General features: G+C 40.3%; 12 protein-coding genes and 1 pseudogene. 1 reads left to right on the forward strand and 12 read right to left on the reverse strand.

Annotation, left to right across the window (positions count from 1 at the left end):
- Positions 1-9: 9 nt before the first annotated feature.
- The 7 genes and pseudogenes from AC0YN7_RS05655 to AC0YN7_RS05685 form a co-directional block, all read right to left on the reverse strand.
- Positions 10-1,185, reverse strand: a complete 1,176-nt coding sequence (locus AC0YN7_RS05655; RefSeq protein ID WP_475808965.1) for a copper amine oxidase N-terminal domain-containing protein — start codon at positions 1,183-1,185, stop codon at positions 10-12.
- A gap of 65 nt (positions 1,186-1,250) precedes the next feature.
- Positions 1,251-1,745, reverse strand: coding sequence for a hypothetical protein (locus AC0YN7_RS05660; RefSeq protein WP_475808966.1), 495 nt, complete (start codon positions 1,743-1,745; stop codon positions 1,251-1,253).
- 261 nt (positions 1,746-2,006) lie between these two features.
- A pseudogene (locus AC0YN7_RS05665) lies at positions 2,007-2,201 on the reverse strand (IS5/IS1182 family transposase); the annotation flags it as partial.
- 351 nt (positions 2,202-2,552) lie between these two features.
- Positions 2,553-3,293 carry a spermidine synthase gene (locus tag AC0YN7_RS05670; protein WP_475808967.1) on the reverse strand — a complete coding sequence of 247 codons (741 nt, stop codon included), beginning with the start codon at positions 3,291-3,293 and terminating at the stop codon, positions 2,553-2,555.
- A 77-nt stretch (positions 3,294-3,370) separates the two neighbouring features.
- Positions 3,371-3,799: a GNAT family N-acetyltransferase gene (locus AC0YN7_RS05675; RefSeq protein ID WP_475808968.1), complete on the reverse strand. Its 429-nt coding sequence runs from the start codon at positions 3,797-3,799 to the stop codon at positions 3,371-3,373.
- Positions 3,800-4,061: 262 nt separating this feature from the next.
- Positions 4,062-4,979, reverse strand: coding sequence for a tyrosine-type recombinase/integrase (locus AC0YN7_RS05680; RefSeq protein WP_475808969.1), 918 nt, complete (start codon positions 4,977-4,979; stop codon positions 4,062-4,064).
- Positions 4,980-5,318: 339 nt separating this feature from the next.
- On the reverse strand, positions 5,319-7,262 hold the full coding sequence (locus tag AC0YN7_RS05685; RefSeq protein WP_475808970.1) for an ATP-dependent DNA helicase: 1,944 nt from the start codon (positions 7,260-7,262) through the stop codon (positions 5,319-5,321).
- Positions 7,263-7,484: 222 nt separating this feature from the next.
- On the opposite strand from AC0YN7_RS05685, the gene AC0YN7_RS05690 reads away from it, so the two are divergent.
- Positions 7,485-8,807, forward strand: a complete 1,323-nt coding sequence (locus tag AC0YN7_RS05690) for a voltage-gated chloride channel family protein (protein ID WP_475808971.1) — start codon at positions 7,485-7,487, stop codon at positions 8,805-8,807.
- A gap of 32 nt (positions 8,808-8,839) precedes the next feature.
- On the opposite strand, the gene AC0YN7_RS05695 is transcribed toward AC0YN7_RS05690, so the two are convergent.
- The 5 genes from AC0YN7_RS05695 to AC0YN7_RS05715 all read right to left on the reverse strand — a co-directional run bounded on the left by AC0YN7_RS05695 (position 8,840) and on the right by AC0YN7_RS05715 (position 12,940).
- Positions 8,840-9,688, reverse strand: coding sequence for an undecaprenyl-diphosphate phosphatase (locus tag AC0YN7_RS05695; RefSeq protein ID WP_475808972.1), 849 nt, complete (start codon positions 9,686-9,688; stop codon positions 8,840-8,842).
- Between the two features lie 179 nt (positions 9,689-9,867).
- Entirely contained in the window at positions 9,868-10,743 is an 876-nt protein-coding gene (locus AC0YN7_RS05700) for a radical SAM/SPASM domain-containing protein (RefSeq protein WP_475808973.1), read from the reverse strand.
- A gap of 133 nt (positions 10,744-10,876) precedes the next feature.
- Positions 10,877-11,554 (reverse strand): DUF4166 domain-containing protein, encoded by a 678-nt coding sequence (locus tag AC0YN7_RS05705; protein ID WP_475808974.1) that lies wholly within the window; start codon positions 11,552-11,554, stop codon positions 10,877-10,879.
- On the reverse strand, positions 11,551-12,483 hold the full coding sequence (locus tag AC0YN7_RS05710; RefSeq protein ID WP_475808975.1) for a DoxX-like family protein: 933 nt from the start codon (positions 12,481-12,483) through the stop codon (positions 11,551-11,553). Before AC0YN7_RS05710 ends, AC0YN7_RS05705 begins: the two co-directional genes overlap by 4 nt.
- Positions 12,458-12,940: a thiol-disulfide oxidoreductase DCC family protein gene (locus tag AC0YN7_RS05715; RefSeq protein ID WP_475808976.1), complete on the reverse strand. Its 483-nt coding sequence runs from the start codon at positions 12,938-12,940 to the stop codon at positions 12,458-12,460. Before AC0YN7_RS05715 ends, AC0YN7_RS05710 begins: the two co-directional genes overlap by 26 nt.
- Between the last annotated feature and the right edge of the window lie 36 nt (positions 12,941-12,976).

Here is a 12,976-nt window from a genome sequence, read left to right on the forward strand (position 1 = left end):
CACACTCTCCTAGTCTTCTAGATTTTCGGCTGCTGAAAGCTTATAACTATACTCACTAGTGGAATTATCTACAAACCAATAATGACTAAGTTTCAGTATATCTCCTTCACGCTCGATTACTTTAAGTCCGTCCCACTCATCAAAGACCGTGTTTGATGGTTCCATAGTTCGGTAGATTTCTATCTTTTCTTCATCTAAAAATACATCAGCTAATCGCGTCGCTTTATTCGTTTGTCGATCTATCAGTGTCAACCAACCCGTCTTATGGGGTCGAACCACCATATACTTCTCATCATACAACTCCACTTGAAATGGAGTATCCTTGTACCCAGTAAGCTCCTGCAAATCGCTTTTCGCCAATATTTTCCCTGTCTCATCAATTTCATATAATATGAATCCATCCATTAGAAGAGCATGCTTATTTTTAGTCCAATCTATATTTCGAATAGGATGGTTTCCATGATAGTACACTTTCGATTCAAAAATTAACTGCCCTTCTACAACAACCATTTTAAAAATGTTATCGTTTATGTGCGGCTCCCCAAAATTATCTTGAATATGTAGCAAATCTACATTTGAAGACATCGAATCGAAAGTAAATAAAGCGTTCTCATATATATTTGCTTTTGTATCCGCCACAAGCCTGGATGCTTCTGAATGATTGGATACGTATAATTCTCCGTTTTCACGATTCAACCAATAACTTTTCAAACCCTTCTCCGCAAATAAATACAGATTTTTGAAGGTTAGATTGACACGACGTTCATTTGAAATCCAATCTACTTTTGCTCCAAGCGCCTCTGTTACGAACCGAATAGGAACATATACGACACCTTTTTCATTTTTCGGCATTGCTGTTAGCGTGTACGACCTTCCATTTACCGTGGCATGCTTACTGCCGAGCTTCATTTCAATATGAGTAGTAGGACTTGTGATAATTATCCGCTTTCCTTCAGAAATCCACGTTGTTTTACTATTCATAAAAGCTCCGGTTTCTCTTAATGGTAAGTAGACTGATCCTTTTTCGAGGATAGGAGTGTTCTGAAATTCCTCTGTCCGAGACTCGTTAGTTGTTACAATAATCGGCTTAGCTGCTGCACTAGCTTCCTTCGTTAAAGAAGAGCCTCCTAATGAGAATATTACTATCGTAAAAAATGAAATAAATATAAACTTAAGCTGCTTCATAATAATTAACCCTCCGATTTTCCCCGTAAATTTGATAATGATAAGATGTACTATTCTCATTGTTCTTATTGAGTCCACTCCATCATGTACAACCTTTTCTTTTCTAAATTAAGCACAGTGATGCAGTAACTACCGTCATTTTTTCCATTGTAGAAATATAAATCACCTATACCAAATTCAATAGGATGGTTCTCATATAATGTCTCATACTTTTCTATCTCTTCTAAATAAATATCTAAAACCATTTTTTTAAAGCTTGCTAGCCTTCCATCTATGACACTAATTGAGTGTTCATCTATTGGTTGCCAAAATGATTGGTTTTTGAGTTCATTTATTCGGTTATCCTTGTATTCTAGAGTGAAAAAAGCCTCTCCATCTCCATTAAAGCTTGGAGGACTTTCAAAGACTACTTTTAGTTCCGCTGGTTTCGAGATCGTTATTCCCCACTTCTTCTCCCATACAGCGTAATAAGTGCCTTGTTTTTCATACAACATATATCCAATTCCGATAATTATTAATAGGATGGCAATGCTACTTATCACTAATGTTCTCTTTAGCATAATTAATTTCCGCCCCCCAAGCACAAAATCATACTAATTCATAAATCAAATTCTTTCCATACCAATTCTCCCCAACTATTAAAGACGAAAATGGGAGACAATTGTTGCAAATCTTTTGGAAAACGTAAAAAGAAGATCTAGGAATGGAGTCTACTGAAAAACCTGTGTATTAATCTTGTGAAACGAATTTATATTAAAATAGGCTGCTTTCCATTCTATTCTGAATGGAAAGCAGCCTATTTTTCTTCTTCTCTATCTCTTTTACTTCATAAGTGTCAATATTCTTTTGAGATTAACAGCGAATATGGCCATTGCCCCTTGCATGTGCATGCCAGCCAGAATCCGAGGAAGATGCCACATCATACCGTGTCTATATTTTAGTTCGCTAAGTTCTGTTGATTTGATGCGTATCGAAAACGATTTTGTCTTTGAACCTTCCTTATAACACCCCACTTTGGTGATTTCTGATTGAATCATGCTTTCGTGTGCGTATTTCAACGCATGTAAGTGGGATAGATGGGCGTATAGAATGGATATCGTACATTCAAACAGCTTATATTCTCATGTTTCAATGTGTTTGATTGGAAAAGATACAATCAAATAGGTTGTTTGAAGCTCTTTATCTACGTAACAGGCAATTAGCTTGTATGAAATACAGTCTGGGACAAATACAACGTTTTTGAAGTGGAGTTGGTTGTATAAAATACAGTCAAATAAGACAACAGAAGAGAAAAGTCTACTTGACGGGGTGCAGTTCAATTACAGAGTAGTCTGTTTTGTAATTTTTGTCAATTGATTTTAGCTTTACTATCTATCCATTATGATATGACCATGTCCCAATTCGATCTCTATAAAGCCAGCCATAGCACGCTGCTGGAAATCTATGTTACGGTTACTGCCTATTACTATAATATTCTGTATGTCTGCCGTATCCGCACCCGGTAACGTAAACGCTTTTGTGTTAATAAACGTTTCTCTAAGAGTGGAATATATAGCATTAATTAACCTGTCATTTTTCGGTCTTCCCATTAGGTTCATAATGATTGAACCAGCTGAGCAGAGCTTTTCTTTCGTCATCTCGAAAAACTCCATCGTTGTTAAATGATACGGAGTACCCTCTTTGTTAAATGCATCCAAAATGATAAAATCAAAGCTGTTAGGCTCTTCTTTCATAAGGATCTGACGCCCATCTCCGATCACAACATTATCCTTGTTATAATCAAAGAAAGCTCTGCTTAGCTCTACGACTTTCTCGTCAATTTCCGCTACCGTAAACTTCTTGTCTGGATAATGACCGGCAATTGTCCCCACGCCATGCCCTATAACAAACACGTTATCGAACGAAGGAGCATTATACTCCATTACATGCATAATGGCTCTTGGATACTCTAGCACGACTCGTTTAGGATCCTTCAAGTCTATTGCGCCTTGTATAGCGTTATCCGAAAACTGTAAAACTCGATACTTTCCTAACTCCCCATACAACTGGGCAGCATCATAAACAGTAATGATTTGCCCTCTGCTGAGCTCCTGTGCTAGTTGATGCAAATAGTTGTTCCCCTTCTGGATAGAGCATCAGATGATTTCTGATAACGCTATCCATTCAAACTACTATCATTAATTAGTTAACGACATAAATCTTTAACCATCTTAACGTGAGGGATGTTTTCTTCCATGAAAACAGTAGAGACTACTTCATAGCCTAGCTTTTCATAAAAAGCAGCAGCTTGTACTTGCCCATGCAGCTTTGCTTTTGATGCCCCTTTTTCACCAGCGATAGCTTCGAGCTCATTCATAATAGCTTTACCAAGACTATGCTTGCGATACTCTGCTAAGACGCAAATCCGCTCTAGCTTCGCCATATCATCCAGCAATCGAATTCTTCCAGTTCCAACTGCTTTGTTGTCAAAATATACGAGAACATGGTCTGCTATATCATCATACTCATCCAGCTCCACTTCCTCATTGACACCTTGTTCTTCAACGAATACCGCTTTACGAATCCGGTATGCTTCTTCTAATTGTGCCTCTGTCTTTACTCGTTCTGTTTGCATAGTGACACTTTCCTTCCACTTCAAGCTTCGATCTACATCTATTATAATACCCTAATTCGATTAAAAGGTCTTCACGGCGGATAGAAAACTAGTATGCTGCAACTGAGACCTCTCTATTGGACGGCTTGGGATGCAGAAGCAGGAAAACAAGTATCAATATCCTTCGTCAGCATTTTTTTGATCCGCTGCCAATTTTGTTAACATAACAATTATTATGTACCGTCTTATTCGGTGTTTCACTGATATGTTTACATAACTAATATTATGTAATCTTTTTATCTGATATAATAGGTATTTTGGAAGCAATGTTATTCATTGCATTTTTAAGTTGTTTATTGTCAATATGAGTATAAATCTGCGTTGTTTCTATACTTGCATGACCAAGCAGCTCTTGAAGCGTTCGAATATCAGTGCCACTGCGAATTTGCATGGTTGCAAATGAATGCCGAAGCTTGTGACTCGACAACCTTTTATCGGATAATTCCGGCATTTCTACCTTTAGCTGCTTAATCGTATCATCAGTGACCGTTTGAATCATTCGTATGGAGAGTCTTCTGCCGAACTGAGATACGAAGAATGGCTGCTCTTTCCCTTGCTTTGAATCTTTACGTTCATCTAGTGATTGCTTCAATATCGTTTGTATGGCGTCAGGAAGCGGTATAACACGCCATTTACGCCCTTTTCCGAGAATATGTATGGATCCGTCCTGTCTGAAATCTTGTATATTCATCCGATGTATTTCCCCAACTCGCAAGCCCGCGTACGCCATCAATAGGACAATAGCCACATTTCGGATATAATACTTCCCATCAATCATTTGAAGCAACGCTTCTAGCTCATTCCCCTCCAAATAGACAGGAATTCTATTCTTCTCTTGCTTTGACTTCGGAATGAGCGTCGCCGGATTCGCTTCCAGATGCTCCATCTCAATTAATGCTTTAAAAAAAGATCGCAATGACGATAGCTTGCGATTACGCGCTTCATCCCCTGCCCCATTCTCTCGACAGACGGATAGAAACCGCATAATGTCCATTTTCGTAATAAGCTTCGTCATTGTTGGATGCACCGATTGCAGAAAGTGATAAGTATCATTCATATACGCTTGATGTGTCGCTTTGGTCATTCCTTGATTTTTCATCCAAATAGAAAACAACTCGATCTCTGTTCCATAACTGTCCATAACCTCATGCTGTCTAATTTTCTATGCCGCCTCCGTCCAAGCGTAAACGTCTGTCACCGTCCTTTGGTGACGCAAGCTCGTTTCGCGGTAAAAAATAGGTTAGTATAAGGGGAAACTCATAATCTCCTATATTTTCATAAAACTCATAAAAATTAACACTTTGAAAGTAAATAACGCCCTTCTATCTTACCTGAAAAGTCCCTTACAAATCAAATTGCGTGAAATATGTATTTCACGCAATTTTTTGCGGCCCTAAGATCTTCATTATTCGAATCAAAAATATAAGAAGGCATCATCCTATGAAAGGATAATGCCTTCTCTATTTGTTGCACTTTAAGATTAAAATTCAGATAAAGTTACTCCTATGGGCATTACGCTCTCCACTTGCTTACGAACATTAACTTCATTCAGCTTATCACCAAAAATAACAATCGTACCATTATCCTCACGTGAGCGAATCAACCGGCCGATTCCCTGCCTTAGACGTAAAAGCATGTAAGGCATGTCCACTTCATCAAATGGCTGTGAAGCATCATTCCGCCTTGCAGCAAATACGGGGTCATTTGGAGGGAATGGCAGATCCCATACGAAGACTTGTGACAGTGATGGTCCTGGTATATCCAACCCTTCCCACAACGTTACCGCACAGAGTATGCTCGATTCATCTGTTTGAAATTGCTCGATAAGAAAGCTGATTTCAGCAGAGCCTTCATATAGAAAGTGAAGCTTCTCACTGCCAGGCTGTAGCACAATCTCTGTTTTAAATAGCTCCAACTGCTCCATTGATGGGAAGAGTATTAATGAGCCTCCATTTTGCTGATTCAACAAACGCATTGTATGATCTATTTTCTCGTTATAAGTTAGCTTACTGCTAATCTCAGGTAGTAGAACTTGCATTTGCTGCTTGTAATCGTAAGGGGATGGCACCGAGAATGATAGTGATTTCTCTACTCCCAAAATATCCATCAGATAAGTAAATGAACCACTAACGGAAAGTGTTGCAGAAGAAAAAACGATCGGCATTTTACGAGAAAACACCTGCTCCTTTAGCACTTCCTTCACCCATTTCGGCATAATTACAAGAGACATACCATTGTTATCATGCGTTACCCAGCTAATCGGCTTGTCTGGTCGTTTAAATAATGACAAAGCAAACTGGATCATTTCCAAATGCTCTTCGACAATTTTAAGCTGATACGAATCAATCGTATATAAACCGCCTTCAAATACAAGCTCCTCTTCAATGGCTGTTAATGCATCTTGAAGTCGATTAACCTCACGAAGAAGCTCTTCATCCCACTCGATTTCTCTACGATCTGAAGCTGGAATTTTCACGCTGCGATTACTAATGAGATTGAAGAGATGCTCACTCTGAATAATTGCATCATCTACAGCTATTGCTGTATTCTCCCGAATTTCCTCAGTCAGCAATCTTGTTACTATGCCTTCGAACACAGCATGATTCAGCTTATACGTCAATGCTTGCTGAGCGGCCGTTTCAAGCAAATGACCTTCATCAAATACGACAGAGCTATAATCTGGAAGCAGCGGAAGCTGTCCTTCACGTTTCCTAGCTTCATAGGTCCACACATGCTCCATATAGAAATCATGTGAGCAAATAATAATATCGGCAGCCTTTCGATAATGATCGCGTGATAACGTTTGACCACAACGATGACGCTGATCGCATACCAAACAGTCCTGAAACACATCCCAGCCTAGCTTGTCCCACATCTCATCATTCAAGCTCGGGTATTCCTTCCGATTGCCATAAGGGTGAAAGCTTTGCATCGTTTCCGGTTTCTGAACAAAGCTCGGCAACCCTCGATAAATACTGTCGAACAGTTCAGCATTGTCTTGACCCGAACGTGCATCATCTAGCTTATTCAAACAAATATATTGATCTGCAGATTTACCTAATCTCGCATCAATCGTTAAATCTAAATAACGCGCAAGCTTAGCAATATCGCCTTCTGGCTTAACCAATTGCTCAATCAGAGATTCATCTGCACACGCTATTATCGCCGGTTTTCTCATATAACGTGCATAGCTGATCGCATACAACAAATATACGAATGTTTTCCCCGTTCCTACGCCTGCTTCTGCGAAAATGATTTGTTTATCAGCATAAGCCCTTTCCAATTGAAACGCCATGTAAATTTGTTCATCTCTTATTTCGAAGCCTGCTTCAGGAAGCTTTTCATAAAATACATCTGCGATCCAGTCACTTGCTTGTTGTATAAACGGTTGTTTTGGATCAAATTCAAAAGGATAATTGTTCACAATTACTTGCCTCCAAGTAGTAGACACAAACGGCTGCGTATAATAACGCAGCCGTTTGTGAAAAATTTGTATTTAAACCCATCTTATTCAGAGACGGTACATTCATACATACTAAGCATACATTCAAATATAACATTTATTGATCTAAACAGTCAACAGATTGACCTAGCTATAATTAATTACTATAATTAACAAGTTATTCGGTGATAGGAGCGATCTGGTATGAAAAGCATCTTGCATAGTGGTAGAAAATTATTTCTCAATATGTCTGAAAGAAGCTTACAAATTGCTATGATTGGATTTTCGCTTAAATGGCTCTTATTAGCAGGCATTGTTGGTATATTAACGGGCAGCGCATCTGCCCTCTTTCTTACCGGGTTACAATGGGTAACTAATGCACAGCTTGCCAACCAATGGTTGCTGTGGCTGCTGCCAATTGGCGGAGCAGTTGTGAGCTACATATATATAAAGGTTGGAAAGAACTCATCTAGGGGAAATATTCTTATCATAGAGCAGATTCATGATGGCAACGGCTCGATCCCGTTGCGAATGGCACCGCTCGTTTTATTTGGGACGCTAGTTACCCATTTGTTCGGTGGATCAGCTGGTCGTGAAGGCACAGCTGTGCAAATGGGCGGAAGCTTATCCGATTGGGTTGGTCGGATGTTTAAGTTAAGTCCATTAGATCGGAAGCTCATCCTGATTTGCGGAATTAGCGGAGGCTTTGGATCTATATTTGGCACACCATTGGCTGGGGCTATTTTTGGAATAGAGGTTCTAGCAATCGGGGTCGTCGGCTATGAAGCACTGCTTCCCAGCTTTATAGCCAGTTATGTCGGACATCTCGTTACTAGCGCGTGGGGAATCGAACATCTTCATTTTTCAATGGGGACGGTTCCACAACTAGAAGCTTTACTTATATTGAAGGTTGTACTGGCTTCCATCTTGTTCGGATTAACTGCATTGCTCTTTACTGAGCTGACACATGCTTGCAAAGCTTTGTTTGCCAAATGGTTTGCGAATCCAGTATTAAAAAGCTTTGTTGGCGGCCTTATTATTATCACTCTAGTCTATTCACTGGGGACACGGGACTATTTGGGACTAGGCATTCCGCTTATCCAGCAAGCTTTTCAAGAATCGGTCTCTCCATTCAACTTCATACTCAAGACGTTATTCACTTCGATTACGCTCGGAACAGGATTTCAAGGTGGAGAAGTTACACCGCTGTTTGTAATCGGTTCTTCACTAGGAAGCGCTTTGGCTGACTTCTTGTATGTCTCTGTGCCTTTTCTTGCTGCAATCGGATTCGTATCTGTATTTAGCGGTGCCGCGAACACTCCAATTGCATGCTTTATTATGGGGATCGAATTATTCGGCGCTGAAGGTGCTGTTTATTTATTTATCGGCTGTATCATAAGCTATCTATTTTCTGGTCATAGAGGTATTTACAGTTCTCAAAAAAACGGAATTTCGAAGTCCAGACTCCATCTGCAGACAGATAGGAATACACTTGACGCCATTGTCACAAACAAAAAGAAGGCCTGACTCCAGCGATGGAAATCAGGTCTTCTTTCAGTTTAAAAGTACACAATATAAATGACAGCTGCCAGCACAATCCGATAGATTGCGAATGGCACGAGCTTAATTTTATTAATGAGCTTCAAGAAGAAGCGAATGGAAATGAGTGCAAATACGAAAGCGCTAATAAAGCCAGCAATAAAGAATGGCAATGATTCTAACGTGAAGTACTGCCAGTTTTTCGCTAATGACAGAACACTTGCACCAGCCATAATCGGTACAGCCATGATGAACGTAAAGTCAGCGGCGGCGCGGTGGCTCAATCCAAGCAATACCCCTCCAGAAATCGTGGAGCCTGAACGCGAGAAGCCTGGCCATAGTGACAAACATTGAATGAGGCCGACTGAGAAAGCCTGTTTATAAGTAATTTGATCAACCGACTCTACCTTTGGCTTCGCAGGTCTAAATTTGTCCGCGATAATCATAAATATGGCCCCGACAACAAGTCCTATAAGAACTGTCCCGATTGAAAATAAATACTCATCAATGTAATTCTCAAGCAATAAGCCGAATACACCAGCTGGAATAAGTCCAACAATAATGTGAGCTAGCTTTAGTTTCTTTCCTCCACTACGATCAACCACCTGTACCTCATTCCGTTTAAGAAACCGGCGTAAACCAAGCAATTCAATAAAGCGTTCACGGAAAATTATTAATACCGCTAGTATGGATCCCAGTTGAATGACGATTTTGAACGTATTCGCAACGTACTTTGTCAATTCCTTTTCTGATTGCAGCCACATATCATCCACGATAATCATATGTCCCGTTGAAGAAACTGGAGCAAACTCAGTCAAGCCTTCTACCATTCCCAAAATAATCGCTTTTAAAATAGTTAAAAAATCCATGCTTTGAAATCTCCTTCATTTGCGTATGATAGATTCGACGAATAGACGGATACCGCACGAATGAAATCATAACATAAATTAGCGTCGCCCACAAAAGCCAGCTGTTCTATTCATTAACTAGTTCCACATTCCTATATTGTTCATCCGAGTTCCTTAACCCATAGGTGCGATGACATAAATCAGCCGAAGCGTTGGCGATAACCGCATTTTCTGCATAGCTCCTCAACCGCTTCTCTCCTGGAGAAGCCATCATAGAGATTAGTCGCACGCTCATTCTCAATAATGTCAGAAAAATGCGTATCATGTATGTTGCCTAGGTTTATAACGCCTTCCCCATCCAAACAACACGGAATAACGGTTCCGTCAATTAATATACCCGCTTGATTACGAAGTGCATGGCAGAACCCTTTGCCGTCATCTTCAGGCTCTTTCAAATCTGGCCATTTAAACTCAGGATCTTGATTTAAGTAAATACGATCAGCAATCTTCACGCCTGTTCCAGGTATAAACTTCTCATCGATTTTATAATCAAGATCAAACTCCTTCTCAATCATTCCAAGAAGCTCACGGTTTTTGTTCTTCTGCATATTCGTTTCATTATCCATATCGAGATTCCAGAGCCGGAATGAAATGATCATATTAGTGCTCGCTATCGCTTCTCTTACAAACGACAAAATTTCCGCTAAATAGCCCTCTTTATCTTTAGAGCCGGCATGACCGTCAAAGCTATGCAGCGAAAAATTAATTTGACGCAGCGCTGGTTTATTAAGCAGCTTCGCTTTGTTTTTCGTAATGAGCGTACCGTTTGAAGTAATGTTTACCTTGAAGCCCTTCTCATGACTAATATCTAGCAGCTCGCCAATCTTCGGATGCAGCATCGGTTCACCCTTAACGTGGAAGTAAATATAGTCCGTATGTGGTTTAATTTGATCCAGCGTCTTCTTGAAATCCTCTATCTCAATAAATCCCTTTGCTCGCAGAGTTGGTGGACAGAAGCTGCAGGATAAGTTGCAAATGCTCGTTGTTTCTATATAAAATTTTTTGAATTTTTTCATTTAATTTGAACCCCATTTTCTATTATCGCAGTATGTCATTCCCTCTAGCCCATGCATTGTTTGTTTCTATGCTTTTGCTATTATACTACGTAGAGCTGGGAAGTGCCAAAGAGGAATAAACACTATCCTTAGATTATTCTCTCTTCTCGTCGCGCAGAGGCTTTATACCGACAGGTATGGCAGCTTCGTTAGTAGGAATAAAAAAAGCCTGAAAGGCTCCCTCATAACGAAATATTTGTCCAATAATCGGGTTTCGTACATCAACCGTTATTTTATAACATTGTTCCTCGTCGTCATACCATTCAATTACCTCGGCGGTACCTGTCAACAAACGCGGAAATCGAAACTGTAATCGTCCCTCATAAAACCGCTGCTCACCAGAACGAATTCGTATTCCACCGTTAGGCATAACCTTTAAATCGAGGTCAACCGCCAAATGCTGCTTATTTCCCAAATAATCAACGATTACATCTCTTTCCCCGCTATACACCATCGTAGCGTCAAAATGCCTAACCGTCCGAGGAAATTTAAACTTTCGAATCCAGGTGACAGTTTCTCGGCCGTAAGAATCAATGTAAGCAAAGTTTTCTATAGAAAAAGGAATATCGTTGCCGCCTTGAGGAAACATAATATGTCTAAATGTTCCAATATATAGAGGGATAGTTACTAGTTTATTGTACCAGACGCGTTTCATTATACCGCGCCCGATCGAAGCCGAATGATCTTCACTGCTGAACCCAAAACGTTGCTGAATTCGAGGATGAAGCTTGTAAAAATCCTCCCCCAACGCTTTCTCATATATGGAACTCATATCGATATCCCCTTTCTATGGACAGGTCTAAGTTTACGCTTACAACGGCCAGTCATAGGTAAATGTTGTTTGGTGAGATGACCCATTATACACAATGCAATCATAGGTAAAGTAATGACAAGCGGATTAAACGGTGCGCGAAGCAGCTCTGGATTATATAATATAGCGGGTATTAATAATAAAATAAGTAAGGATATTTGAATGTGCGAAATCCATTTACTGCGATGTAAATAAGCAGCCAGCATGCCGAAACCAATCTCGCCAATGCCTAGAACCTTCACCATTATCTCCTCGAACCCTGCGAACCAGCCTAATTGCTGCATAATGCGCAGTTCCCCCGCTTCCGGAAATAGCAGCTTAGGCACGAGCCCCTCATAACACCATAAAAACATTAGCATCACTACACTGAGATAGTGAATGATCGCCCTCTCCGCAATGACAGACGGGGGAATGCGATCCTCTAGCCATATCCGCAGCCTATCAAAGCTCCATGCGGTTGCATACCCAAATATTGGACGGAATAGGAAATGATCAAGTATGCGACCACCCCATCCAAACCTTGTTTTATAATCATATAACGTACTAAATGTAATGCTGTCATCATTCTGTTTATATTTCCAATAACCTCCACCTTGCTTAATCAAAGAGATGGATTGATCGGAAGCAAATGATAAAGTGGAAAGTCGTTCATCAGATCGCTCGCGATACGAGCTGCTCGTTTCTCCTGTTCCTTCTATTTTCAAACCGAAACCGATTCGAGTCTGATACAAAAATAGTTGGTTGTCCGATTCACTGCTTCTTGGCAAATAATGAATATCGGAGAAACGAAGATCCCATTGTACATGCTGATCAGGCATTTGTGTATGCTCCCATAGCTCTTCTATAGGGACCTTCATATCAATCTCAACGTAGATCGGTGCGCTCTTCATTTGCTTCCTCTCCCTTTACAACCGCATCAATACCATTTGCCAGAAAACGTTCCTTCAGTTCAGCAGACGGCAGCAAGCATTGTTCAGTTCTGCCGAACCAGCGATAGCGATTTTTTGCTACCAAATCATAGATAACGTTTCTCCAAGCTGTGGGAACAATAATGAATATATATAATAACGGCCATAAACCACCTAGCTTTCGGAACACTCGAAGCGCAGCATCCGATTTCGTATAGTACTGCCCGTCCTTTACCATAACAAAAGTATCGATATCCTCCGTGGACAAATGCCCGTTTACAAGAAGCTGCTGACCAACGATGGATTGAAGAGAGGCGAAGCGAAATGCTAATGTTCGATCACGTTTTGCAACAAATCTTGTAATTCCATTACATAATAGGCACTTGCCGTCAATTAGTAGTACAGTATATCCCTTCTCACTTGAACTCACTCGACTCATGCTTCAGCCCCTGCCCCTCACCGTTATTGTAATCCA

The organism is Paenibacillus sp. J31R122, assembly GCF_056269185.1.